Annotated in this window: 24 protein-coding genes; 19 read left to right on the top strand and 5 right to left on the bottom strand. The window is 62.1% G+C overall.

Annotated features, from left to right (window positions below):
* The first annotated feature begins 9 nt into the window (after positions 1 to 9).
* The 12 genes from WFR25_RS14685 (at position 10) to WFR25_RS14630 (ending at position 11463) form a co-directional block, all read left to right on the top strand.
* A complete protein-coding gene (locus tag WFR25_RS14685; protein ID WP_336971898.1) occupies positions 10 to 867 on the top strand; it encodes an SDR family NAD(P)-dependent oxidoreductase in 858 nt (285 codons plus the stop codon).
* A gap of 15 nt (positions 868 to 882) precedes the next feature.
* Positions 883 to 1662 (top strand): SDR family NAD(P)-dependent oxidoreductase, encoded by a 780-nt coding sequence (locus WFR25_RS14680; RefSeq protein ID WP_336971896.1) that lies wholly within the window; start codon positions 883 to 885, stop codon positions 1660 to 1662.
* 36 nt (positions 1663 to 1698) lie between these two features.
* A complete protein-coding gene (locus WFR25_RS14675) occupies positions 1699 to 2859 on the top strand; it encodes an NADH:flavin oxidoreductase (protein WP_336971894.1) in 1161 nt (386 codons plus the stop codon).
* Positions 2860 to 2942: 83 nt separating this feature from the next.
* The gene (locus tag WFR25_RS14670; RefSeq protein ID WP_336971892.1) at positions 2943 to 3653 is read left to right on the top strand and encodes a GntR family transcriptional regulator; all 711 of its coding nucleotides are present in this window, start codon (positions 2943 to 2945) and stop codon (positions 3651 to 3653) included.
* Positions 3654 to 3803: 150 nt separating this feature from the next.
* Positions 3804 to 4730 carry an SDR family NAD(P)-dependent oxidoreductase gene (locus WFR25_RS14665; RefSeq protein WP_336971888.1) on the top strand — a complete coding sequence of 309 codons (927 nt, stop codon included), beginning with the start codon at positions 3804 to 3806 and terminating at the stop codon, positions 4728 to 4730.
* Positions 4731 to 4756: 26 nt separating this feature from the next.
* Positions 4757 to 5536, top strand: a complete 780-nt coding sequence (locus WFR25_RS14660; protein ID WP_336971886.1) for an SDR family NAD(P)-dependent oxidoreductase — start codon at positions 4757 to 4759, stop codon at positions 5534 to 5536.
* Positions 5533 to 6450 carry an SMP-30/gluconolactonase/LRE family protein gene (locus WFR25_RS14655; RefSeq protein WP_336971884.1) on the top strand — a complete coding sequence of 306 codons (918 nt, stop codon included), beginning with the start codon at positions 5533 to 5535 and terminating at the stop codon, positions 6448 to 6450. Before WFR25_RS14660 ends, WFR25_RS14655 begins: the two co-directional genes overlap by 4 nt.
* 72 nt (positions 6451 to 6522) lie before the next feature.
* Entirely contained in the window at positions 6523 to 7080 is a 558-nt protein-coding gene (locus tag WFR25_RS14650) for a UGSC family (seleno)protein (protein WP_336971882.1), read from the top strand.
* A complete protein-coding gene (locus tag WFR25_RS14645; protein ID WP_336971879.1) occupies positions 6998 to 8098 on the top strand; it encodes a hypothetical protein in 1101 nt (366 codons plus the stop codon). Before WFR25_RS14650 ends, WFR25_RS14645 begins: the two co-directional genes overlap by 83 nt.
* The gene (locus WFR25_RS14640) at positions 8095 to 9570 is read left to right on the top strand and encodes an AMP-binding protein (protein ID WP_336971877.1); all 1476 of its coding nucleotides are present in this window, start codon (positions 8095 to 8097) and stop codon (positions 9568 to 9570) included. Before WFR25_RS14645 ends, WFR25_RS14640 begins: the two co-directional genes overlap by 4 nt.
* Entirely contained in the window at positions 9563 to 10636 is a 1074-nt protein-coding gene (locus tag WFR25_RS14635; protein ID WP_336971875.1) for a CaiB/BaiF CoA transferase family protein, read from the top strand. Before WFR25_RS14640 ends, WFR25_RS14635 begins: the two co-directional genes overlap by 8 nt.
* The gene (locus WFR25_RS14630; protein WP_336971873.1) at positions 10621 to 11463 is read left to right on the top strand and encodes a TIM barrel protein; all 843 of its coding nucleotides are present in this window, start codon (positions 10621 to 10623) and stop codon (positions 11461 to 11463) included. The genes WFR25_RS14635 and WFR25_RS14630 overlap by 16 nt, the downstream gene beginning before the upstream one ends.
* A gap of 1 nt (position 11464) precedes the next feature.
* On the opposite strand, the gene WFR25_RS14625 is transcribed toward WFR25_RS14630, so the two are convergent.
* Positions 11465 to 11785 (bottom strand): 2Fe-2S iron-sulfur cluster-binding protein, encoded by a 321-nt coding sequence (locus WFR25_RS14625; protein WP_336971871.1) that lies wholly within the window; start codon positions 11783 to 11785, stop codon positions 11465 to 11467.
* A gap of 299 nt (positions 11786 to 12084) precedes the next feature.
* Between WFR25_RS14625 and WFR25_RS14620 the strand changes: the two genes are divergently transcribed.
* Together WFR25_RS14620 and WFR25_RS14615 are read left to right on the top strand one after the other, a co-directional pair.
* Positions 12085 to 13098 (top strand): alcohol dehydrogenase catalytic domain-containing protein, encoded by a 1014-nt coding sequence (locus tag WFR25_RS14620; RefSeq protein WP_336971868.1) that lies wholly within the window; start codon positions 12085 to 12087, stop codon positions 13096 to 13098.
* On the top strand, positions 13095 to 14261 hold the full coding sequence (locus WFR25_RS14615) for a sulfotransferase family protein (protein WP_336971866.1): 1167 nt from the start codon (positions 13095 to 13097) through the stop codon (positions 14259 to 14261). The genes WFR25_RS14620 and WFR25_RS14615 overlap by 4 nt, the downstream gene beginning before the upstream one ends.
* A gap of 7 nt (positions 14262 to 14268) precedes the next feature.
* On the opposite strand, the gene WFR25_RS14610 is transcribed toward WFR25_RS14615, so the two are convergent.
* Entirely contained in the window at positions 14269 to 15498 is a 1230-nt protein-coding gene (locus WFR25_RS14610) for a CaiB/BaiF CoA transferase family protein (protein WP_336971864.1), read from the bottom strand.
* Positions 15499 to 15687: 189 nt separating this feature from the next.
* On the opposite strand from WFR25_RS14610, the gene WFR25_RS14605 reads away from it, so the two are divergent.
* From WFR25_RS14605 to WFR25_RS14590, 4 genes are read left to right on the top strand one after another with little or no spacing between them, the layout of a single operon-like run.
* The gene (locus tag WFR25_RS14605; protein WP_336971862.1) at positions 15688 to 16491 is read left to right on the top strand and encodes an enoyl-CoA hydratase/isomerase family protein; all 804 of its coding nucleotides are present in this window, start codon (positions 15688 to 15690) and stop codon (positions 16489 to 16491) included.
* Between the two features lies 1 nt (position 16492).
* A complete protein-coding gene (locus tag WFR25_RS14600; protein ID WP_336971860.1) occupies positions 16493 to 17635 on the top strand; it encodes an NADH:flavin oxidoreductase in 1143 nt (380 codons plus the stop codon).
* A complete protein-coding gene (locus WFR25_RS14595; RefSeq protein ID WP_336971857.1) occupies positions 17632 to 18186 on the top strand; it encodes a nuclear transport factor 2 family protein in 555 nt (184 codons plus the stop codon). Before WFR25_RS14600 ends, WFR25_RS14595 begins: the two co-directional genes overlap by 4 nt.
* Positions 18187 to 18208: 22 nt before the next feature.
* Positions 18209 to 18976, top strand: a complete 768-nt coding sequence (locus WFR25_RS14590; RefSeq protein ID WP_336971855.1) for an SDR family NAD(P)-dependent oxidoreductase — start codon at positions 18209 to 18211, stop codon at positions 18974 to 18976.
* Positions 18977 to 19045: 69 nt separating this feature from the next.
* Here WFR25_RS14590 and WFR25_RS14585 read toward each other — a convergent pair whose 3' ends face one another.
* The gene (locus WFR25_RS14585; protein ID WP_336971852.1) at positions 19046 to 20239 is read right to left on the bottom strand and encodes an acetyl-CoA C-acetyltransferase; all 1194 of its coding nucleotides are present in this window, start codon (positions 20237 to 20239) and stop codon (positions 19046 to 19048) included.
* A 114-nt stretch (positions 20240 to 20353) separates the two neighbouring features.
* A complete protein-coding gene (locus WFR25_RS14580) occupies positions 20354 to 21247 on the bottom strand; it encodes a LysR family transcriptional regulator (RefSeq protein WP_336971850.1) in 894 nt (297 codons plus the stop codon).
* A 166-nt stretch (positions 21248 to 21413) separates the two neighbouring features.
* Here WFR25_RS14580 and WFR25_RS14575 point away from each other — a divergent pair, with 166 nt between their 5' ends.
* On the top strand, positions 21414 to 22415 hold the full coding sequence (locus WFR25_RS14575) for an alpha/beta fold hydrolase (RefSeq protein WP_336971847.1): 1002 nt from the start codon (positions 21414 to 21416) through the stop codon (positions 22413 to 22415).
* Positions 22416 to 22432: 17 nt separating this feature from the next.
* Here the strand turns inward: WFR25_RS14575 and WFR25_RS14570 are convergent, their stop codons facing one another.
* Positions 22433 to 23587 (bottom strand): Gfo/Idh/MocA family protein, encoded by a 1155-nt coding sequence (locus WFR25_RS14570; RefSeq protein WP_336971845.1) that lies wholly within the window; start codon positions 23585 to 23587, stop codon positions 22433 to 22435.
* Positions 23588 to 23728 lie beyond the last annotated feature (141 nt).

Genomic DNA, 23728 nt, shown 5'->3' with positions numbered 1-23728 from the left:
AGAGGGAATATGGCGAGGGCGCATGGTCGGCTGAACGGTAAAGTCGCGGTCGTGACTGGCGGAACGAAGGGGATCGGGCAGGGTATCGTCCTGCGTTTCCTGAAAGAAGGCGGGTCGGTCGTCTATTGTTCGCGCAGCGCGGAGAACAACCGGGAGAATGAGGCGCTGATCGCACAAATTCCGGGCGCGGCGGAGCGAGCGGTATTCGTCGTGGCGGATGTCGGCAACCGGCAGCAGATGGAAGATCTTGTCAACCATGCGGCGGCGCGGTTCGGTCGCCTCGACATCGTGGTCAACAATGCTCAGGGCATCGCGCCCGTGCGATCGATCGAAAACAAGCCGGATGCGGACTATGCGATGACGCTGGCGACCGGTTTCTACCAATCGCTCTGGACCAGCCGGGCGGCCGTGCCGCATATGCGCAAGGTTGGCGGCGGGCGTCTGATCTATTTCTCAAGCCACTGGAATATCTGGGGCCAGCCCTATTCCAGCGACTACAACATCACCAAGTCGGCCAATGAGGCGCTGACCCGCAGCGCAGCGCGTGAATTCGGCAGGGACAACATCACCGTCAACTGCATCACGCCAGCGGGTGATAGCTGGGCTTACCGGACCTGGGCGGATCAGAATGCAGCCATGGCGCAAGCCAGCGTGCAGCAATTTCCTATGCGCCGCATGGGGAATTGCGAGATCGACATTGCAGGCGCCGTACTGGGGCTGGTCAGCGACAATGACCGCTTCATCACGGGGCAGGTTTTTTGCGTAGATGGCGGGGTCTGGGCGACCGCGCCCTTGCAGATGCACGAGGAGGGAACGGACATCCATCGTGGGCACAGCCAGTCCGCCGTCGAAGTAGCTGGGGCCTGAGCGGGGAGAAGAAAAATGGGCTTGATTGAGGGACAGGTTGTCATCGTCACTGGCGCGGCCAATGCCGTGACGCAGGGTATTGCGCGGCGGTTCGCGCGTGAAGGCGCGAAAGTGGTTCTGGTCGATGGCGATGCGACCGCTGCCGAGGGCGCCGCAATGGCGATCCCCGGCGCACAGGCACGCACGGTGGACCTGACCGACGCAGCTGCGGTCGATGCGCTAGCGAAGGAGGTGGTGGCCACGCATGGTCGCATCGACATATTGCTCAATGGTCAGCATGCCGCGCTGAAATGGGATCGGTTGGCCGACAAGGATCCCGATGATTTCTCTGCCGCCTTTAAGGATGTGGTGCTGGGTGCGGTGCATGCGATGCGCGCGGTCCAGCCGTTCATGCGGAAGGCAGGTGGAGGGCGGATCGTCAACCTAGGTTCCATCTACGGTCCTACGGCCAATGAAGGGGTGACAGATGCAGTCACCATGGACGGTGCGCTGGCCAGCCTGACCCGTTCGGCGGGCGTGGAATGGGCGAAGGATGGCATTCTCGTCAATTTCCTTCAGGGCGCGATGCCGGATATTCCAGTGTTCCGGGATTATCGCGCAAAGCGGACGGACAGCGTGCGCATCCTGATGGAAAACAGCGCCATGCCGCGTCTCGCCGATCCGGTCGAGGATATCGGTGGCGCGGCGATGTTCCTGGTGTCGGACGAAGCCTGCTTCATCGTCGGTCACAAGGTTCTGGCGGACGGTGGCCAGCACCTGACCGCTGCCGTGTTCGAGCCAGGAGCCGAGCGTTGAGCCTCACGCCTGGCGACATCGTGGTAGGATTCCATAATGCGTGATCTTTCAGCCCTGTTTGAACCTTTTACCTTCAACGGCGTGACCCTGCCCAACCGGATAGTCATGTCGCCCATGGGCCGCAACTTCGCTGATGACGGCGTGCAGCCGCCGGGTTTCGTCAACTATTTCGCACGGCGTGCACACGGCGGAGTAGGCCTATGCATTGGCGAGGCGTCGTGCGTGGACCATCCCGTCGCGTCCAGCGACGTGATGCACGCGGCCTTTCACGGCGAACGCGCGCTTGGCGTCTGGGCGAATGTCGTGGAGGCTGTCCATGCCGAGGGCGGCCTGTTCATGCCACAGCTCTGGCATGCTGGGCTGTTGCGCCCGCCATCGTCGGATCACCCGCAGATTCCCAGCCCGCATCTGCCGCCGGTTGGCCCATCAGGCTGGGCCGAGCCGCTGGTTCATATTGCGGGCTGGATTACGCCCATCATCTTGGCGGCGCAGATCGGGCAGCCCATGACCGAAGAAGAGATTGCGGACGTCATCGCCGCCTTCGCGCGTGCGGCGGTGGCGGCGAAGGCGATGGGTTGCGACGGCGTCAATATCCACGGCGCGCACGGCTATATCATTGACCAGTTCTTCTGGGATCGCACCAACCGGCGGGACGATCATTATGGCGGCGATCTGGTCAGTCGCACGCGCTTTGCCGCCGAACTGATCCGGGCGGTGCGCGAGGCGACCGGTCCCGACTTTCCGATACTGTTTCGCTGGTCGCAATGGAAGCAACAGGATTATCACAGCAAGATCGCGCAGACGCCGCAGGAACTGGAGGCATTCCTGCGCCCGTTGACGGACGCCGGGGTCGATCTGTTCGATTGCTCGACCCGACGTTTTTGGGAACCGGAATTTGCCGACAGCACGCTGAATCTTGCAGGCTGGACCAGGAAGCTCACCGGAAAACCGACAATGACGGTTGGATCGGTGGGGCTTGAGCGGTCCAACTGGGCGGAGGGGGAGGACTTCTCGCTGACCGATTCAGGTCTGGCCAGCCTTGATCCCTTGATCGACCGAATGGAAGCGGGCGAATTCGACCTCATTGGTGTTGGGCGCATGCTCATCAGCAATCCTGAATGGCCTAATCAATTGCGCGATGGGCGGGTCGATGAAATCCGCCCATATAGCAATGCGCATCTGATGACCCTGGATTAAGGCTACCCGCATCCAGATTGAGGCAGGCGGGAGGATTGTGCGCGGGAATTGCAACATCGCCGGATTGGCTGCATGGATGTTGCATGCACAGTGAAAAGAAAAATATCGACAAGGCGGAGAAGTCTCCCGAGTTTTTCGAACGGCTTGCGCGCCCCGAAGCGCTGACCGATCAGGTGGCGGAGCGACTGCGCAGCGCCATATTGTCGGGTGCCCTGGCCCCTGGGACGCATCTGAGCGTTCCTGAAATTGCGCGACAACTGGGGGTCAGCCGCACGCCGGCGCGGGAAGGGCTGATCCTGTTGGAGCGGGAAGGGCTGGTTGAATCGCGCTCCAGCACTGGCGTTGCGGTCATCACCGGGGGTACACCGGAAATACTGGATCTGCTCGATATTCGCGAAGGACTGGAAATCATGACGGTCCGTCGCGCTGCCGAGCGGATGGACAAGGAGGCGGTAGCGGCGCTCAAGACCTTGTTCACCCAGCATGAAGCGGTCGTTCAACAGGGCGATCTGGCACGCCATGTCGAACTGGACGCGGCCTTTCACGGCATGATCAGCGAAGGAGCGGGCAATGCGCGTCTGGCCCGGCACCTGATCCAGATCGACCAGCAATTGCGTGTCCTGAACAGCCGCCTGTCGCGAGCGAAGGGGTGGAGCGGTCGAGCGGTGCTGCGCGATCATCAGGCGATCATCGCTGCCATTGCCGCCAGAGATCCGGACGAGGCGGAAAAGCAGATGCGGGCGCATATCGAACGCACCCGCGCCTTTCATCTGCAATCGACGCTTATCCTTTAACAGCTCGCGGGCACGGCGGCGCTGGTCGCCGCGGAAGGTCGTCACGCGTCCTGTGGCGTCGTAGAGGCATATATCTGCATATATGATGCCTTCTTCCCGGCGGACCAGTTCGTGCATGTTGCATGTATATTGTCCGCAAGGGAGATAGGCATGATTCGCCTGGACGGCCGGGTTGCGATCGTTACCGGCGCGGGGCGCGGCATGGGCCGCGCCCATGCGCTTTTGCTGGCGGAGCGTGGCGCCAGGGTGCTGGTGAATGATTATGGTGGCGCGCAGTCCACCCTGACGCCCGGCACGATCTCACAGGCGCAGGCAGTGGTGGATGAGATCCGGGCCGCTGGGGGAGAGGCAGAGGCGGATGCTGGCATGGTTGGCACCGGCCAGTCCGCGCGCGAGATAGTGGAACATGCGCTCGATGCCTTCGGTCGGGTCGACATCCTCGTCAATAATGCGGGCGGTGCGTTGATCGGTGAACCCGATGCCTTTGAGGACGAGGAAATAGAGGGGGTGCTGCGCACCAACTTCATCGGCCCCTATATGCTGTTGCGTCGCGTCTGGCCGCTGATGCGCGCGCAGGCCTATGGCCGTATCGTCAATGTGATGTCTTCGGCTGTGTTGGGCGCTGGGCATCTGGGGCCCTATGCTGCGGGCAAGGCGGGCTTGTTGGGGCTGACGCACGATGCTGCCTTTGACGGACGGCCGCATAATATCCTGGTGAACGGCGTCTTTCCTACTGGTGCGTCACGACTCACGGAAACGTCGCAGGACAATATCGCGCTCTGGTATCGCACCCATTTTCAGCCGGAAAAAGTATCCGCCTTCGTCGCCTATCTGTGCAGCGAGGCGCTGGATTTCGGCGGTGAGATCTTCAACGTCGGCGGCGGGCGCGTGGCCCGGCTGGCGATCTTCGACAATGAAGGCATGTTCGATCCGTCCATCACGCCCGAAAGCGTCGCTGTGCAGATCGAAATGATCCGCGACCTGAGCGCCCCCACCATCATTCCGACGCTGTGGGCGCAGACGGAGCGTTATTTCCCTTATCTGCCATGGTCTGGCGGCAAGTCTGGATTGCTCTGAAACGAGCGCCGCTGGCGAATATCATAGTGAGGAAGCAAGGTATGGAGCAGTCGCTGGAAGGCAAGGTGGCGATCATTACCGGCAGCGGGTCGGGCATGGGGATCGGTATAGCTTTGGCCGTCGCCAAGGCCGGAGCGGCTGTGGCGTTGGTTGGCCGTACCGCCGAAACGCTGGAAAAGACCCGTGCGTTGATTGAGGAAGCAGGCGGACGGGCTATCGTCGCGGTTTGCGACATCACCGACCGGGGGCAGGTGAATGCTGCGGTAGCAAAGACGCAGGCGGAATTGGGGCCGGTGTGGCTGCTGGTCAACAATGCGGTGTCGACCGATAACAGGCCGATCGAGGACGTGGACGACGCCAATCTGGACCTTGTCCTGCGATCGTCCATCCATGGTTCGCTCTATATGATGCAGGCGGTGTTCCCGACGATGAGGGCGCAGGGCGGGCGCATCGTCAATTTCGGGTCGGGCGGCGCAACCATGGGCCTGCCCGAAGTGGGCGCCTATGCGATTGCCAAGGAAGGCGTGCGCGGCCTGACCAAGACGGCGGCGACCGGCTGGGGGCAATATGGCATTACCGTCAATACCGTCTGTCCGATGGTGGCGACTCCGTTGTTTGACACCTGGTGGCAAAGCCTGACCGAGACGGAGCAGGCGCATCAACTGTCGATGATTCCCATGCGGCGCATGGGGGACGGAGAACAGGATATTGGCGGGGTCATCGTGTTTCTGGCGGGACCGGCGGCCAGTTACATCACCAGCCGCACTTTTCATGTGGACGGGGGGCGCGCTTTCTATGACCGATGAGAGGGAGGCGAGCCGGACGGCGATGCAGGAGCGCATCGAATGCGTGCTTGATATCAAGGCGGAGTCAGGCGAAACGCCGGTCTGGTCGGAGGCCGAAACAGACATTATTCTGGGTCGATCAGCTCGCGTTTCGGCTCAACGCTTTCGACCCGGCCACGGGCGCTAATGAAAGCTGGCTGATGCCCGCCCACGTCAGCAGCTTTGCGATCCGGGGCGCGGGTGAACCGATCGTCGTGGCCTTGCACACCGGGTTATTCGATTTCGACCGGGCGAGCGGTACGCTGACACCGATTGCCGCGCCGCCGCCCTATCCGCTCGAAACGCATCGTTTCAATGACGGGCGCTGCGACCGGCAGGGGCGCTATATCATCGGATCGGTGGACCTGTCCTATTATGAGCAGCAGATCGCAGGCCGCGCCGCGCTCTATCGACTGGACGACCGGCGCCTGATGCCGATCGTTGACGACATCACGTGCAGCAACGGCATCGCGTTCAGCCCGGATGGACGGACCATGTATCTGGCCGATTCCCCCGCTGCCACGGTCTATGCCTTCGACTATGATATCGAAACGGGCACGCCGACCAACCGGCGCATCTTCGCTGAACGTGACCGCAACGACGGCATATTCGATGGCGGCGAGACGGATGCAGAGGGCGGCTATTGGGTTGCGCTGCTGATGAAGGGCGCGGTGGCGCGCTATACGCCCGATGGCAGGCTGGACCGGGAAATCCCGGTGCCGGTGCTTCAGCCGACAAAGATCGCCTTTGGCGGACCGGATCTTTCGACCCTGTATCTCACGACTGCCGGTCATCGTCATATTCCGGGCGACCAGCCGATGGGGGAGCAGGCGGGCGGCCTGTTTGCAATCGCAACCGGATTTCGGGGGATCGCCGAACCATCCTATCGCTATTGAAAAGCCATGGCGGTTCCAACTCTGCTTGAAAAGTTGCATGCAACATGTAAATAAGAATCAGGAGATGTTAATATGGTGCTGATTCTCGACCCGACTGCCTTATTGGCTCACGATATTGCGGACTCTGGCCCGGATGCCGGCGCCCTTCAGGGCAAGCGCATCGTCATTCGCATCGACATGCTGTGGCGTAGCTGGGACTGGGTGAGCGAGGTCTGGGCGCAGGCGTTGCGTGCGGAGGGCGCCGAGGTGACCTTCTGGCGCAGTTGCGGTCGTGTGGGTGAAGAGGGCGTGGCAGCGGATCGCGATTATGGCGAACTGCTCGCACGTAGCGACATGGCCATTGTCGGCCTTGGCAATTGCGGCTCCTGCACCAGTTGGACCATCGCCGATGCACTGCGAGCCGCAGCGACCGGCATTCCCACTATCGCGATCGCGACCGCGCATTTCGAAGGGCTGGCCAACAATCTGGCCAAGCGGGGCGGCCGTTCGGGCCTGCGCCTCCATATCCTGCCCTATCCCCTGGACATCCTGCCGAAAGAACAGGTCAATGACATTGCAAGAGACCAATATCGATCGTTTCTGCGGAATTTCGGGGTGCGAAGCCGACTGGCTGAGCAGTCGGCGGCATGAGGCCGACGACGACATCGTTGCTTTCAACAATTGGGCGATGGCGCAGGGCTGGGGCGATGGCCTGCCGCTGATCCCGCCGACACAGGAACGGGTGCAGGATTTCCTGGTCGCGGGGGGGCGCTTCCCCGATGAACTGGTTGCGGTGTTGCCGCCGCTTCGATCCGAATGCACGGTGGAAAAGATCGCGATCAACGCGGTCATGGCCGGATGCACGGGCACCGCCATGCCGCTTCTGTGCGCAACGATCGAGGCGCTGGCCGACCCGAAATTCGATCTGGCGGGTCTTAATGCGACCACCGGCTCCGTGATTCCGGCGATGATCGTCAACGGAGCGATCCGCAACCGGCTCGACATTCCCTGTCAGGCGGGTTGCCTGGGTGGTGTTGCTGGCCCGGCGGTCGCGATCGGCCGGGCCATTCGCCTGATCATGCGCAATGTCGCAGGGCAGTTGATCGGTTCCACTTCACAGAGCGTCTATGGTACGCCGGGTCGCGTGGCGGGGATCGTCTTTGCCGAGTGGGAGGAACGCTCGCCCTGGGCGCCGTTGGCGCAGAGGCGCGGGGTGACGGGCGATGCGGTCAGTGTCTATGGCGCGATGGGCACGGCCAATATCTGCGATGTGGTGGCCGACAGCGCTGACGGCTTTCTGGACATCATCGCCAAATCCATGGCCTATCCGGGGGCCAATGGCTTTCTGACCTCGTCGGCTTTTGCTGAAACGCTGTGCGCGATCAATCCGATCTGGGCGGAGGTCATCGCCAGGGCCTATCCGGACATGGCGGATGTGCAGGCCTATCTCTGGGACAAATGCGCGTTGCCGATCGATTGGTGGCGACCCGAATATCGCGCGCCTATCGAGGCGCTGGGCCGGATCAAGCCCGATGGTCGTGTTCATCTGGTCCCCACGCCCGATGATGTGCTGGTAATGGTGGCGGGCGGGGAGGGTAGCCTGCATGCCGCGATGCTGCATAGCTGGGGTACCTGTCTCACTGTAACGCGCCCGATAATTGGAGGATGACTGCGCAGATCATCATCGGGGATCGTGTGCTTGGTCGGGATGAGGCTCTCGACAGGGCTGCGCGGCTTGCCAGCGCCATGGCGGAGGCGGGCGTTGCGGCAGGGGATGCGGTCGCACTGCTCCTGCGCAACGATTTTGCGGTGCTGGAGGCGAATCTGGCGGTGCGTCGGCTCGACGCCTATGGTGTGCCGATCAACTGGCACTGGCATGCGGAGGAGATCGGCTATGTGCTGCGCGACTGCGCGCCCCGGCTGCTGATCGGCCATGCCGACCTGCTGGAAAAGGTGCGACACGTTATCCCCGACGGTCTGACAGTGATCGCCGTCGATGGGGCGGCGGATGGCTGGCGCGATTACAACATCTGGATCGCCGCGCATGACCCTTTTGCGGGTAATGGCAATGGTCTTGGTTCGTCCATGGTCTATACGTCCGGTACGACGGGGCGGCCCAAGGCGGTCAAGCGCTTGCCCGCTACTGGCGCGGAATCGGCGCAACGCGCGCGGGTGCTTTCCGTCATCCATGATACGGCGCCGGGCAATGTCGCGCTTGTGACGGGACCGCTCTATCATCTGTTCAGTCAGGCGATCCTGATGGCGACCTTCCACGCTGGCGGCACGGTCGTCGTGATGGACCGTTTCAATCCCGAACACTGTCTGGCGCTGATCGAGAAACATCGCGTCACCCACAGCGCGCTTGTCCCTACATTGTTCGTGCGCCTGCTGCGCCTGCCCGATGCGGTGAAGGCGCGGCATGACCTGTCGACGTTGCGCCATGTCGTCCATTCCGGCGCACCCTGTCCGCCGGAAATCAAGCGCGCGATGCTCGACTGGTGGGGACCGGTGCTGCACGAAACCTATGGATCAACCGAAACCGGTGTCGTTACCAAAATTGGTCCGCAGGAATGGCTCGCGCGTCCGGGCAGCGTCGGCAAGCCGGTTCTGACGGGCGAGGTCCGTATTCTGGGCGAGGATCGGCAATGGGCCGGACCCGGTGTGATCGGCGATGTTTACCTGCGTATCCATGGCACACCGGATTTCACCTTCCATGGCGACCCGGCCAAGCGCGCAGCGGTGGAGCATGATGGCCTTATTACTTGCGGCGACATCGGCTGGCTGGACGAGGAGGGCTATCTCTTCCTGTGCGACCGGCGTGTGGACATGGTGATTTCGGGCGGCGTCAACATCTATCCGGCGGAGGTCGAGGCGGCCTTGCTCGAACATCCTGCCATTATCGACTGCGCCGTGTTCGGAGTTCCAGATTCCGAATTCGGGGAAGCGCTGGTCGCGCAAATCCAGTCGGACGAAGCGTTGCAGGTCGAGGCGGTGCAGTATTTCCTGCGCGAACGGATCGCAGGATATAAAATACCCCGATACATCATCCTGACCCAGGCCCTGCCGCGCGAGGAGACGGGCAAGATCATGAAGCGCAGGTTGAAGGAGGCTTTTCTGGAAGGGGAACGGGCAAATGGTTGAACCGGCCATGGGCGCGCTGGCGGGGCTGAAGGTTATCGACATGGCCTCGCTCTATGCCGCGCCGCTCGCCGCCACGATCATGGCGGATTTCGGGGCGGATGTGCTGAAGATCGAACCGCCCGAGGGGGATCAGTTCCGGGGCAGCAAGATGTGGCCGCTGATTGCGCGCGGCAAACGCTGCCTTGCGCTGGACCTCCGTTCACCCGATGGGATCGAGGCGCTGAAGGCGCTGATCGCGCAGGCCGACGTGGTGGTTGAAAATTATCCGGCGGGGGTGCTGGTGAAGCGCGGCATCGGCTGGGATGTGCTGTCGGCGATCAACTCGCGCCTCGTGATGCTCAGCGTCTCCTGCTTCGGGGCGACTGGTCCCTATAGCGACCGGCCGGGATCGGGCACGATCGGAGAGGGATTTGGAGGCCTGACCTGGCTGATGGGCGAGGAGGACGGCCCACCGATGCTGCCATCGGTCGCGCTGGGAGACGCTGTAGGGGCGATGAGCGCGGTGATCGGCACATTGACCGCGCTCTATTGGCGCGAGCGAAGCGGTTGTGGCCAGAAAATCGACGCCAGCCTGTTTGAGCCGATCCTCCAGATCGTCGCGCATGCCGCGCAGCGCTGGACGCCCGGTCATGCACCCGAGCGGTGCGGATCGCGGCTGCCCGGTGTGCTGCGCAATGTCTATCGCACCGCCGACATGCGCTTCGTGGCCATATCGGCCAGCACCGTCCGGCATCAGGCCGATCTTGTGGCGCTGGTGGAAGGGGAAGGCGACGAGGATGCACGGGTTGCTGATTGGGTCGCCGGGATATCACAGGCGGATGTCGTCGCGACGCTGGTCACACGGCGCATTCCCGTCACACCCGTCAACAGCATGGATGCATTGCTTGCAGACCCCCATGTGCGGGAGAGGGGCAGTCTGATCCATGTGGAAAGCGATGCCCTTGGTGACCTGGCGCTGGCTGCGCCCACGCCACGTCTCTCCGCGACACCGGGGCGTATGGGCGACGTGAATCCAGTGCTGGGTCGTGATCTGGCGGAGATGCTGGCACTGTGGCAGCGGGCCTAGGTCCGCTGGTCGCCGGGCGATGGCGCTTTGCGGCGCATCTGGGCATCGCGTCGGCGGACAGGCCCATGCTGGCTGCGTCGACTGGATCGCGCGATCCGGTGGAACAGATCGCCCGTGCGGCGGCTCGGGGCTTTGCCGGGATCAGTGACAACAATTTGCGGGCGCGCGACTCAGTAACGCAGCAGCGGATGGGCGCAGCGCTTCGCGACCATGGACTGGGCATGGGGACATTCACATTCCAGGCGGTCGGCACGGAAACACCCTTTTACTGGGGTATGCCCGTCGCAGATATGAATGCCACCTTGGCTGGCGCACTGGCCGCAGCGGACCATGTGGGTGGCGGATGTATCAATGCTATCCTGCTGGACGCAGGCACGTCCATGCTCGAACAGCGAGCGCGTGCTGCGCACAATCTGGCAAGAGCTGCCGAGATCGCCTTTGCCGCAGGTTTCCGCCTGGCGCTTGAATCCGTCAGCCGTAAGCGGATGCCGAATATTCTGATCGACGGGGGCGAGGACGTCGCCGAACTTGTCCATGCAAGTGGCTCGCCCCATCTCGGCCTCATCCTCGACAGTTGTCATTGCCATTGTAGCGGTGACGACATGGCTGCGCTGGTGCGTGCCCATGCCGATTGCCTGGCTGCCGTCCAGATTGCCGACATGCCCGGTCGGGTCGAGCCAGGCGCGGGTGAAATCGATTTTGTACCGATGATGGCTGCACTGGCGGACATTGGCTGGCGTGGTCTGATCGAAGCGGAATTCGATCCCCTGCACAGCGGCCTTGAAGGCGAAGGGGATGCTTTGGCCGCTTTGGTTCGTCTTGGCTGATTCAGTTTTGTCGATCGGGCATATGCACGATCAGTCCATCCAGCGCGGGAAGCAGGCGAATCTGGCAAGACAGGCGGGATTCGGGGCGCCGGTCGAAAACGAAGTCGAGCATGTCGGTTTCGTCGGCGGGCGGTGCACCGACAACGTCCACCCAGTCGGCATCGACATAGACATGACAGGTCGCGCAGGCACAGCTTCCGCCGCATTCCGCGACAATGCCCTCGACGCCGTTACGCCTGGCCACTTCCATGACCGACTGGCCGACGTCGCCCTCGACAGTGCGCGCGGTGCCGACCGAACTGATGAAAGTGACCCGCAGCATATAGTCTCCAAAATCGCACTCTGCTTGATAAGCGGAACCATGCCACTGGCGTGAAGTGGCTATGTGGGACGGCCCACATAATCATATGTGCGATCCCTGCATGCCCTCCTTGCAACGACTTCGGACCCGCGCGCAAGCTGGCAAAATGAACAGTCAGCGTCGTTGGCCGGACCTGTACGATCTATCGTCGCGTCCTTGTTAATTTAGGTACTTATAAGTATCTATCATGCCAGCGAACAGCGTGTGATGAATGCAAGATCGAGCGGACCCGAAGGCCGCACAGATAACAGGAGAGAGCGATGAAGGCTGCGGTTTTCAAGGGGGCGGGCATACCACTGGTAGTGGAAATATTGCCCGATCCTGAACCCGGCGAGGGGCAGGCCGTCATCAAGGTGCAGCGTTGCGGTATATGCGGGACCGACCTTCATATGACGTCGGGCCATGGCAATGATTTTCCGGACAACAGCGTCATCGGCCATGAATATTGCGGCGAGGTCGTGGCGATCGGAAAAGGTGTCGATACTCTCAAAGTTGGCCAGTTTGTCACAGCCATGCCTGTCGGTGGTTGCGGGCATTGCGCGCCATGTCTGGCGGGCTATCCCATGGCATGCGCCCAGATGCAGGGGCTGGTCGGCGGTTTTGGCGAATATATGCGGATCGCTGCGCAAAGCTCGGTCATTTTGCCTGAAACCCTTTCTCCCGCTGATGGCGCGCTCGTCGAACCGCTGGCGGTGGGCTTGCGCGGAGTACGACTGGCCCAGATGCAGCCGGGTGCACGCGTTGCCGTGCTGGGAGCCGGAGGCATCGGACTTGCGGCCATCTATTGGGCGCGGCTGCTGGGAGCGGGCAAGGTCGTCGCCCTCTCACGCTCCACACGACGCGCGGACCTTGCGATGCAGATGGGCGCGACCGGTTTCGAGACGCTGGGCGAGGGGGAGGTCGAGCGGATGGTGGCCCTGTTGGGCGGTATGCCCGACATTGTGCTGGAATGTACCGGGGCCGTCGGCATGACGCAGAAGTCGATCGAACTGGTCACGCCGGGTGGCACGGTGGTGTCGCTGGGCTTCTGCACCGCGCCCGACCCGATCCTGCCGTCGTTGGCCACCTGGAAACAGGTGACGATGAAATTCTCTTTCGCCTACGACCTGCGTGAGTTTCAGCATTGTGCCGACGTGATGGCGGCGGGGCATGTCGAACCGCGCCTGATGATTTCACGAACGGTCGGGCTGGACGCTTTGCCCGACCTGTTTGAAGCACTGCGCGCGGGCGCCAACGAAACCAAGATTCATGTCGATCCATGGGGCGGCCAATGACCAGTCAGGAAAGCATTCGCAGCGATCAGATACTGACGCCGGAGGCGATGCTGGCGGCGTCCACGGCCCGGACTGGCCTGTCCGACTTTGGCGATCCCGCCTTCCGCGAGGGGCTGGACCTGCTATTGTCCGATATTCGCGCGCTGGACCTCGCGCCCGTCTGTATCCAGACAAGTGCATATAGGATCGGGCAATCGCTCGATACACGTGCGCTGGCGGTCAAGGGGCTGAAGGAAAGGCCCGACGTCCTCGACAGGCCGATCGTTCAGCCGATTATCATTGCCGGTCTTGTCCGGTCGGGCACGACCGCTCTGCATCTTCTCCTGTCGCTGGACCCTCAGTTTCAGGGGCCGGAACATTGGCTGACCGTCTATCCCATGCCGCGCCCACCGCGTGAGAAATGGGCGGACATTCCCGCTTATATTTCACAGAAGGCAACGCTGGACGCCTTTCTCGCTGTGTCGCCGGAAGCCGCCGACGATCATATGATGACGGCGGAGGGGATCGAGGAATCCCTGTTTATTCTGGGGTCGAGTTTCTCCAGCAACATGTGGCCGTCCATGTGGAATGTGCCCAATTATGACCGCTGGTATCGGGGCCGGGACGACAGCGACAGTTATCTCTGGCTGGCCGATGTCCTGCGCCTGATCGGTGCGGGGGATGAGCGACGCTGGCTGCTCAAGAACCCCACCGATCTGTTCTCCTTGCAGGAAGTGCTTGGCGTTTTTCCCGACGCAAAGGTCATCCAGACCCATCGCGATCCGGTGGAGTCCATGCCCTCCGTCAGTAACCTCATCTTCTCTGCCCGCCGCGCCTTTTGCGGAGACAAGGCGGACAGGGCGGATGTAGGCCGACGCGAAGCGGAGGTTTGGGCGCATGCGCTGGAACGGGCGCACGCCGTGCGGGCGACCAGCAGCAACCAGTTTGTTGATGTCGAATTTACGGATTTTACGCGCGATCAGATGGGCGTCATCCAGTCGATCTACGACCAGTTCGACCTGACGCTGAGTGCAGAAACCGAGGCTGCCATGCGGGCCTGGCTGGCCGCCCATCCGCGACGGACGACCAAAGGACCAAAGCACAGCCCGGAAGATTTCGGTCTGACGCGGCGGCAGCTTGAGGAGCGCTTCGCCGCCTATCGCGCCCGGCGCGGTTATATCTGATGTCTGTCTAGATAATGCCGTTCCGGGACAGTTCGTCGAGCGCCGCCTCGTCCAGCCCCAGTTCCTGCGCCAGCACCGCGCGCGTATGTTCGCCCAGCATAGGCGGCGCCCGATAGTCGGTAATGGGCGTTTCGGAAAAGTTCAGCGGGCTGCGAATGACGTCGAGATCGGGTTTCAGAGGATGCGGCGCGCGTACACGCAGGCCGCGATGCACAGCTTGCGGATAGGCGAACACCTGTTCCAGATCGTTGATCGGTCCGCTGGGAATCCCGGCCGCGCCCAATTTATCCAGCCAATAGTCGACCGTGTTTGTCGCGAAGATCGCGTTGAAAACCTCGGTGATCTCATCGCGATGCTCGACGCGCAGCACATTGGTATGAAAGCGCGGATGCGTCGCCAGTTCAGTGTGCTTCACCGCGTCGCATAGCGCCACATATTGCTTGTCATTGCCCGAGGTGATCATGATCGCGCCGTCGCTGCACGCGAACATGCTGGTGGGCATGCCGCCATTGCCCTGCGTGCCGCGCCGTACCGGCACCTGATCTGCCGTCAGATAGATTTGCGCATAGTGCGACAGGGCCGACACGCCGCAGTCCAGCAGCGCTATGTCGATATACTGCCCCTCACCCCCGCCAGCGTCGCGATGGTAAAGCGCGGCCAATATGGCATTGGCGACGTTCAGGCCAGTGAACAGGTCGATGATGCTGGGGCCGACTTTCATCGGGCCGGCACCCGGCTTTCCATCCGGTACGCCTGTGACGCTCATCAGGCCGCATTCGCCCTGGAACACGGCGTCATAGCCCGGCTTGGTCGCCAGCGGTCCGGTCTGGCCATAGCCAGTGACGGAGCAATAGATGATGCCGGGATTGATAGCCTTCAGGTTTTCATAATCCAGGCCATAGCGTTTGAGATCGCCGACCTTGTAATTTTCCATGACGACATCGCTGGATTTGACCAGTTCCCGGATCAGTGCTTGTCCGGCGGGCTGCGCGATGTTGAGCGCCACAGACCGCTTGTTGCGGTTCACCGACATATAGAAGGCGTTTTCGCGCGTGGGTTTACCCTCTGCATCGCGCAGATAGGGTTCGCCGAAGATGCGTGCATCGTCGCCCACCACGGGCCGCTCGATCTTGATGACGTCAGCGCCCATGTCGGCCAGGACCTGGGAGCCGAACGGCCCCGCAAGTACGCGCGTGAGATCGAGGACGCGGATCTTTTCTAGGGGCAGTCTGGCCATGGTTCACCTTGTCGACAACAGCCTGATCCCTTGCTGCCGGATGCCGGGATGACAAGTCCGCGCACGGGTATGTTCACAACCATGATATGCCGCGCACGGCAAGCCCCCCAGGCTTTCCGTGCGCTCGCCTTTTGGCCGACAATGGTTCACATCCGCTGACAGAAGACAATGGGAAAGGACGGGAGCCACATGGGCGACATCTTGCGGGACATGCCGGTGGACGGCGTTTGTCGGCTGACACTCAATCGTCCAGAGGCGCTTAATTCCCTGACCTTCGCGATGTACGCCGAATTGATCGACCATCTGGAAGCGGTGCGGTACGACCATGATGTCCGCGTCGTGGTGCTGACCGGCGCGGGCCGGGGCTTTTGCGCCGGACATGATATCCGCGCGAGCGGCGTGCCCGAATGGGTGTCGGCCGATCTGGGCAAAGCGCAATTCCAGCGGCGGGTGATGGACAAGCTGGGTCAGATTCCGATCCTGATGCGCGCCCTGCCGCAGCCGGTGATCTGCGCGGTTAACGGCGTGACGGCTGGCGCGGGCTATCCCCTTGCGCTGGCCGCCGACATGACGATCGCGGCGCGATCGGCCAAGTTCGTCAACGCCTTTCACAATGCGGGCACGGGCCATGAAATGGGCTTCAGCTATTTGCTGCCCCGGTTGGTCGGCATGCAGCGTGCGGCGGAACTGATGTTGACCGGTCGCGCGGTGATGGCGCAGGAGGCGGCGCAGATCGGCCTGATCCTGCGGTGCGTCGAAGACGAAGTGCTGATGGAGGAGGCGCTCAAGCTGGCCGATGCGATCATGGTCAACAGCCCGATTGGCATCTCAGTGACGAAAAGCTCGCTGTGGCACAATGTCGATGCGCCCAGCATGGAGGCCGCGATCGAAATGGAGAACCGGGCGATCTTCATGAGCCAGTCGACTGAAGACAGCGCTGAAAAGCGCAAGGCCTTCATGGAAAAGCGTCGGCCGGATTTCACAGGGAAATAATATGAGCATCATTGATCCGCTGCTTCAGCCGCTGACATTGCGTGGCCTGACCCTGCCCAACCGGGTGGTGATGGCGCCGATGACCCGCTATCGATCGCCGCTGGGCGTACCGACGCCCGAAATGGCAAGCTATTATGCGCGCCGTGCGGCCACGGGGCTGGGGGCGATCCTGACTGAAGGCGTGGCGCTGCCCCATTATGCCGCCGCCGATCATCCCGACATTCCGCGCCTGGACGGTGTGGACGTGCTGAACGGCTGGAAGGCGGTGGTCGACGCCGTACATGATGCGGGCGGGGTCATTATCCCGCAACTCTGGCATCAGGGACCAATGTGGAATGTGGAAAATGTCGGGACGGGTACGGGTAATCCCATGCGCCCATCCGGCATTTGGGGACCGGCTGACGGCGTCATTTCCTTCCGTTCTGAAGGGCGCGAGGAAAGCCTGACGTCCGTACCGCAGATGGGCGACAGCGATATCGCCGATATCATCGCCGCCTATGCGCTGGCTGCTCGTAACGCCGTGGCGCTGGGCGTGGATGGCATCGCGATCCATGGCGCGCATGGCTATCTGATCGACAGTTTCCTGTGGGATTATACCAATCGCCGCGCGGATCAGTGGGGCGGCGATCCGGCGCGACGGGCGGCCTTTGGCGCGGCTGTAGTCCGGGCGATCCGTGCGGAAATTGGCCAAGATATGCCGATCGTGCTGCGTTTTTCCCAGTTCAAGATGCAGGATTATCGCGCGGTGTTGGCTAATACGCCCGACGCGCTTGGTGACCTGCTGGGGCCGTTGGCCGATGCTGGCGTCGACCTGTTCGACGCCAGCCAGCGTTATTTCGACACGCCGATTTTCGAAGGATCGAACCTCAACCTTGCGGGCTGGGCGAAGAAGTTGACCGGCAAGGCGTCGATGACGGTTGGCGGCGTGGCGCTCGACAAGGCAAAGGGAGGCGCCAAGCATATCGACGACAGCCAGCAATCTGTGAACAACCTGCCGCTGCTGGTCGAACGTTTCGAGCGCAGCGAATTTGATCTGGTCGCCGTGGGGCGGGCGATCCTCAATGATCCTGACTGGTTCACCAAGGCGAAGGACGGCCAGCCGTTCCTGCCCTTCGATCCTGCCAATCTGGAGCGGCTGGCATGAGCGATCTGGAGGCGCGGATCGACCGGCTGGAATCGCTCGCCGCGATCCAGCAGCTTCCCATATGCTATGCGCTGGCGGTCGATGGGCGCGACCTGGACGCGTGGGTCAAATTGTTCGTGCCCGACGTCCATTGTGGGCGGCGCGGCACCGGGCGTGATGTGCTGAGGTCGATCATCGAGCCGGCGGTCAGGACATTCTACCGATCGATCCACCAGATTTGCGGCCATAAGGTCGAATTTGACGATGCCGACCATGCCCGTGGCGTCGTCTATTGCCGTGCCGAGCATGAGGATGACGGCAAATGGGTGGTCATGGCGATTGCTTATTTCGACAGCTATGCGCGGCGCAACGGGGAATGGTTCTTCGTGCGGCGGCGCGAAAAACACTGGTACGCGGCCGACTGGGAGGAGCGCCCGACGGCTCCTTTTACCGGCTGGGCGGCACATGAAGTTCCGCCTGATCTGCCGCAGGATTTTGAAAGCTGGAACCCGTTCTGGGTCGATGAGGACAAGGACTGGCTGACGCGTTTGACCACGCAGCCGACAGCCTGAAACAGATAGTGAGGAGAGCGAAATGAGCGACAGGCAGCGTTTCGAGGGGCGTTCGGTAATCGTGACCGGCGCGGGATCGGGCATTGGCGAAGCGGCGGCATTGGCTTTTGCGGCGGAAGGGGGGCGAGTCACTATCGCCGAACTGGATGCCGCCAAGGGTGAGGCTGTGTGCAAGGCGATCGTGGACAAGGGCGGCATCGCCCGCTTCGCTCGCACCGACGTAACTGATGAGGCGTCGGTCAAGGCAATGGTAGAGGCGGCCTGCGCGGCCCATGGCCCTGTGCGCCATGCGTTCAACAATGTAGGCGCGGCCAAGCCCGGCAGCCTGGAGACGCTGAGCCTGGAGGACTGGAACTGGACCGTCCAGATATCGCTGACCACGACGTTCCTGGCCATGAAGCATGAAATTCCCGTGATGAAAGCCAATGGGGGTGGCACGATCGTCAACACTGCGTCGATGTCCGGGCGCATCTACACCCAGTCGGCGCCGCCATCCTACTCGGCCGCCAAGGCGGGGGTCATCCACCTCAGCCAATATGCAAGCTGCGCCTATGCCCCTGACAATATCCGGGTGAACAGCGTGCTGCCGGGCCTGACCGCCACGCCGCAGATCGCGGGGATGTTCACGCCGGAGCAGCAGGCCGAAGTGGCGGCAGAGCATCAGGTCATCCATCGTTCCGTGCAACCGTGGGAGATTGCCGCGACGGTCCTGTTCCTGTCGAGCGACGATGCGGCAATGATCACCGGGCGCGGTATCGAGGTGTCAGGGGGCGGCGCGCATCCGGGTTGAAGGTGGTGCGGCGCGAAAAAAAAGGCCCGGCGGATCATCGCTGGGCCTTTTGCATAGCGGGGCGGCCGATCAGGCGCGTTCGAAGATCGCCGCGGCTCCCTGACCCCCGCCCACGCACATCGTTTCCAGGCCATAGCGTGCGCCGCGACGCTGCATTTCGTGCAGCATCGAGGCCAGAATGCGGGCGCCGGTGGCTGCGATCGGGTGCCCCAGCGAAATGCCGCCGCCATTGACGTTGAGCTTGTCCGGGTCGTTCCAATCCCAGCCCTTGAGCACGCCCAGAACCTGCGCGGCAAAGGCTTCGTTGAGTTCGACGAGGTCGATGTCGTTCCAGCCAAGCCCGGTCCGGCGTAACAGCTTTTCTACCGCTGGAACCGGACCGACGCCCATCAGCGCGGGATGGCAACCGGCGACCGCATAGCCGACGAAGCGGGCCATGGGGGTGAGGTTCAGTTCCTTCAGCTTCTCTTCCGACACGATCAGGCAGGCGGCGGCGGCGTCATTCTGTTGGCTGGCGTTGCCGGCGGTGGTGATGCCGTCCTTCATCAGCGGGCGTAGCCCTGCCATGCTGTCTGCCGTGGCGTCTGGCCGCATGCCTTCATCGCGCTCCACAATGACCTCGCCCTTGCGGGTCTTGACCGTTACCGGCACCAGTTCGTCCGCGAAAAGGCCCGCATCCCATGCTGCGGTGGCGCGCTGATGGCTGCGTGCGGCGTAGGCGTCCGCGTCGGCGCGCGCGATCCCATACTCGCGCGCCACATTTTCCGCCGTTTCGATCATGCCGGAAATCACGCCGAAGCGCTCGACAGGTTGCGACCGTTCGCGTTGTCGCTCAAGCCGGTCGTATAGTGTCGCATTTCCTGCGCGCATGCCCTTGCGCATGCCGTTGGTATAATATTCGACGTTGCTCATGCTTTCCGCGCCGCCCGCGAGAATGACGTCGGCCATGCCGCTCTGCACCATCGCGGCGGCAGTCGCCACGGCGGTAAGGCCACCCGCACAGCGCCGATCAAGTTGCATACCTGGTACCTCCAGCGGCAGGTCGGCGGCCAGAGCCGCCCACCGCCCGATGCTGGGCGCTTCGCCATTGGCATAGCTTTGGGCCAGGATCACGTCGTCGATCGCTATCGGGTCGATGCCGCTGCGCGTCACGGTCGAGCGGATCACCGCTTCGGCCAACCGCTCAGCGGGCACTTCCGCCAATGATCCCAGATATTTGCCAACGGGAGTACGGACCGGCGAAACGATATAGGCTGTGCGCATGGAATGAGAGTCCCGCTAAGATCAGGAAAAAGATGCTGGACGCCCTATAAATGGTGCGGCTGCGAAAGGCATGGGGGCGGGCGATCCATCATGTTCCTGATGGCAAGACCTGATTCAGAACGGTGCAACCGGAAGCACGGAGAACCAATGTTCCAGATGATCGAGGAACGCGCTGATCCGGGTCGACCAGTAGCGTTCGCGATGATGACTGATGTGGCACACAGGCTGCGGCATCGTCCAGCTTTCGAGCAGCGGCACCAGCAATCCCTGTTGCACGAAGGGCGCGGCGAAATGGGCGATGTCGTTGATGATGCCCTGTCCGGCGACAGCGGCGCGGCGCCGCAGGTCGCCCTGTGCCAGCGCCAGCGCACAAGTCAGGTCCAGCGTGAATCTGCGGCCGTCGGGCCCGGCGAAATACCATTCCCACAGGCGACCGCTCACCGGATCGACATAACCGATGCAGCGATGGCGTAGCAGGGCTTCGGGACAGTCCGGCACGCCATGTCGTTCCAGATAGGCGGGGGCGGCGAGGAAGATGGTTCGGCTCTGGCCCAGAATGCGCGAAAGGACACGATTTGGCGTTGCGCCCTGTGGTGCGATCGAGCGAATGGCGATGTCGGCGCTGGCTTCCCCCAGGTCGAACTGGCGCTGGCTGCGCAGGATGTGGATCGACACCGCCGGATGCCTGTCCTGAAAGCCTTGCACGGCATCCAGCAGGAAGGCGTCGACACCATCGGACATTTCGATGCGGAGCACGCCGGAAAGGATTGCCGCACGATCTTCGCGTGCAAGATCGCCGTCCATATCGTCGATGCGCGGCAGGGTGTCACGGCACATGTCCAGATAGCGCACGCCTTCATGCGTCAATTGCAGTGAACGAGTGGTGCGATGGAGCAGGGAAACGCCCAGATGTTTTTCCAGATTCCCGACATGCTCCGACACCGATGCCGCCCCAACCTGAAGCGCGTGGGCTGCCCGGCTGAAACTTCCATGTTCAGCCACGGCCATGAAGGATCGCATGCACTGTAGTTGATGGAATGCGGCCATTATATGGATAATCCGAATAATATATTCGTCATTGGACGGATTTTGTCCGGCAATATTCCGCTTATGACAAGCAAGAAAGCTAGAAATGATGGCCAGAAATAATGGCCAGAAATAATGGAGAGTCTATATGCGGATTATCGAACAACGCGTCGATGTGACGGCTGTGGCCGCCTGGGGTGACATTGTGGAAATGGCGGTGACGCTTTATCTGCCGGACCCCAGCCTGTTGCCGGAAAAGCCGATCGTTATCTTCGCTTGTCCGGGCGGGGGCTATTCGCGGCATTATTTCCATCTGCGCTTTGATGGGCATGAGGGCTATAATGAAGCCGCGTGGCATGCCGCGCGCGGAACCATCCATGTCGCGATCGACCATGTGGGGGTTGGCGAAAGCACGATCGGCGATCTGTCGAAAATCAGTTTCCAGACGTTGGCGGCGACCCATGACGCCTGCGTGCGGCAAATCGCGGACGCCTTGCGCACCGGAACGCTGGCGGAGGGCTTTCCGGCGCTGCCATCGCTGTTCGGCATCGGCATGGGCCAGTCGATGGGCGGCGGCGTGTCGATCTTGACCCAGGGGCGGTTCGCGACCTTTGACGCCATCGCCCCCTGCGGCGTCAGTGCGATCCATACGGCCTTGCCGCAACGGGACAAGGCCGCCTTCGACAATGGCAAGGCGCGTTTCGACGCGGTTGCGGACGGTAAGGTTCACAGCCATCTGGAAACCGAGCATGAAGGCGTCGATTATCTTTATGCCTTTCATTGGGAAGACGTGCCTGCCGATATTCTGCACGAGGATATGAAGGGCGGCTATCCGATCCGCGAAACCTCGCCCGTCTTTGGCAGTCTTACCATTCCCTATTGCGCGGTGCAGATGATGTTGCCGGGTGCATTCGCTGCGGACGCTGCGAAAGTGATGGTGCCGGTGCTGGTGGCCAATGGCGAGCGCGATACCTGCCCCCATCCACATGCGGAAGCCGCCGCCTATCCGGCCTCGCGCGATGTGAGCATCCATATCGTTCCGACCATGGCCCATATGCACAATTTCGCTTCGACGCGTGAGCGGCTGTGGCAGCGCTTGCACGACTGGTCCCGCATGGTTGCTCGCGCCGCCTTGCCCTTGCGCCTGTAAGCGGCTCCGCCGTCGATTCAGTCCATATCCGCCATGCGAATCCACCGGCGTTCGATGCTGGCCTGCTCCACCGCCTCGACCACGCGATGGACCGCCGCCGCTTCGGTAAAGCTGGGCGATCCTTCCGTGCCGTTGCGGATCGCCTTGACCATGTCTGAAAACATCCAGTCCATCGCCGCGAACGGGCGTGGTTCGGCGGACGTGTTCGCCATGCCCGGTACGGCATAAAGCGTTGGATCGACGGACACCTCTTCACAAGTGCGCTGGCCGTAAGTCAACAGGCGTGCGTCGCCCGCATAGAGCCGGGCTGATGGAAAATTGCCGAAACTGTCGTCCACCAGCAGCAGCCGTCCGCGATCACCCCAGATTTCGACCCGCCAGCCTTCCGTATCGGGTACGCACCAACCGGCTTGCAGGCTGCCGATGGCGCCATTGGCCATGCGCAGCGTCGCGCTGCCGAGATCATGTGTTTCGGGGCGCAGCACTTCGCCATTGGGCAGGTGCCATTCGGGAACGCCGGTCGTCAGCATGCCAGTTGCTTCCTCAACCGGTCCGATCAGGTGGGTGAGGAATAGCAGAGCATGGGTTGCGAAATTGCGCCAAGCGCTGCCGCCGCTGCTCTTTTCCGCCAGCCAGTAATAGGGGTCGGTATGTTCGGAAAAAGCGCTGTATGCATAGGGCTTGCCCTCATGTTCCACGAGCGGCAGCATCAACTGGACGTTGAAGCCCAGCGGCCGACCGATGAAGCCGCTGTCGATCATGGCCTTCATCTGCTGTGCATGGGGCGCCCAGCGGAACTGGGCATCGACCACGCCGACCACGCCCGCCGCCTGCTGCGCGTCCCGCATCGCCTCCGCATCAGCCAGATTTACGGCGAAAGGCAGCGCATCATAGACATGTTTGCCATTCCTGAGCGCGGCCATCACCATCGGCAAGCGGAAGGACGGACGGGTGCCGACATCAATGATATGGAGATCGGGGTCCGCCGACATCTCCTCATGATTCCAGTAGGCCTTGGGAATGTCATAATCGCGCGCGGCGCGTTCCGCCGTTTCCTGACGGGATGTGCAGATGGCGGCGAGTTCCACGCCTTCGATTCGCCGCCATGCCGCGCCATGCACCTTCAGGCTCCAGTTGGCGCTGATGATCCCGACCTTGAGCTTGTCCGCCATTGCTATCGTCTCCGCCATCATTGTAATTGGACGCATTAGTCCAAATAAATGCTGGGCAGGCAAGGCTGAAGGGGATCAAGGATATGATATGCTGACGGTGGATGGAAAGCGGCGACCGCGAGGGCGACCGACGGCGGGTGA

Source organism: Sphingobium aromaticiconvertens, assembly GCF_037154075.1.
Classification (GTDB): domain Bacteria; phylum Pseudomonadota; class Alphaproteobacteria; order Sphingomonadales; family Sphingomonadaceae; genus Sphingobium; species Sphingobium aromaticiconvertens.
Note: the sequence above shows the minus strand (reverse complement) of the source record. Positions and strands in the feature narration are given on the sequence as shown.

Coding starts and splice junctions, on each gene's coding strand:
- WFR25_RS14620 (WP_336971868.1), top strand. CDS start 12,085: ATGAAGGCTGCGGTTTTCAAGGGGGCGGGCATACCACTGGTAGTGGAA.
- WFR25_RS14610 (WP_336971864.1), bottom strand. CDS start 15,498: ATGGCCAGACTGCCCCTAGAAAAGATCCGCGTCCTCGATCTCACGCGC.
- WFR25_RS14635 (WP_336971875.1), top strand. CDS start 9,563: ATGGTTGAACCGGCCATGGGCGCGCTGGCGGGGCTGAAGGTTATCGAC.
- WFR25_RS14605 (WP_336971862.1), top strand. CDS start 15,688: ATGGGCGACATCTTGCGGGACATGCCGGTGGACGGCGTTTGTCGGCTG.
- WFR25_RS14585 (WP_336971852.1), bottom strand. CDS start 20,239: ATGCGCACAGCCTATATCGTTTCGCCGGTCCGTACTCCCGTTGGCAAA.
- WFR25_RS14600 (WP_336971860.1), top strand. CDS start 16,493: ATGAGCATCATTGATCCGCTGCTTCAGCCGCTGACATTGCGTGGCCTG.
- WFR25_RS14590 (WP_336971855.1), top strand. CDS start 18,209: ATGAGCGACAGGCAGCGTTTCGAGGGGCGTTCGGTAATCGTGACCGGC.
- WFR25_RS14675 (WP_336971894.1), top strand. CDS start 1,699: ATGCGTGATCTTTCAGCCCTGTTTGAACCTTTTACCTTCAACGGCGTG.
- WFR25_RS14625 (WP_336971871.1), bottom strand. CDS start 11,785: ATGCTGCGGGTCACTTTCATCAGTTCGGTCGGCACCGCGCGCACTGTC.
- WFR25_RS14665 (WP_336971888.1), top strand. CDS start 3,804: ATGATTCGCCTGGACGGCCGGGTTGCGATCGTTACCGGCGCGGGGCGC.
- WFR25_RS14580 (WP_336971850.1), bottom strand. CDS start 21,247: ATGGCCGTGGCTGAACATGGAAGTTTCAGCCGGGCAGCCCACGCGCTT.
- WFR25_RS14685 (WP_336971898.1), top strand. CDS start 10: ATGGCGAGGGCGCATGGTCGGCTGAACGGTAAAGTCGCGGTCGTGACT.
- WFR25_RS14575 (WP_336971847.1), top strand. CDS start 21,414: ATGCGGATTATCGAACAACGCGTCGATGTGACGGCTGTGGCCGCCTGG.
- WFR25_RS14640 (WP_336971877.1), top strand. CDS start 8,095: ATGACTGCGCAGATCATCATCGGGGATCGTGTGCTTGGTCGGGATGAG.
- WFR25_RS14650 (WP_336971882.1), top strand. CDS start 6,523: ATGGTGCTGATTCTCGACCCGACTGCCTTATTGGCTCACGATATTGCG.
- WFR25_RS14680 (WP_336971896.1), top strand. CDS start 883: ATGGGCTTGATTGAGGGACAGGTTGTCATCGTCACTGGCGCGGCCAAT.
- WFR25_RS14570 (WP_336971845.1), bottom strand. CDS start 23,587: ATGGCGGACAAGCTCAAGGTCGGGATCATCAGCGCCAACTGGAGCCTG.
- WFR25_RS14655 (WP_336971884.1), top strand. CDS start 5,533: ATGAGAGGGAGGCGAGCCGGACGGCGATGCAGGAGCGCATCGAATGCG.
- WFR25_RS14615 (WP_336971866.1), top strand. CDS start 13,095: ATGACCAGTCAGGAAAGCATTCGCAGCGATCAGATACTGACGCCGGAG.
- WFR25_RS14595 (WP_336971857.1), top strand. CDS start 17,632: ATGAGCGATCTGGAGGCGCGGATCGACCGGCTGGAATCGCTCGCCGCG.
- WFR25_RS14670 (WP_336971892.1), top strand. CDS start 2,943: ATGCACAGTGAAAAGAAAAATATCGACAAGGCGGAGAAGTCTCCCGAG.
- WFR25_RS14645 (WP_336971879.1), top strand. CDS start 6,998: ATGACATTGCAAGAGACCAATATCGATCGTTTCTGCGGAATTTCGGGG.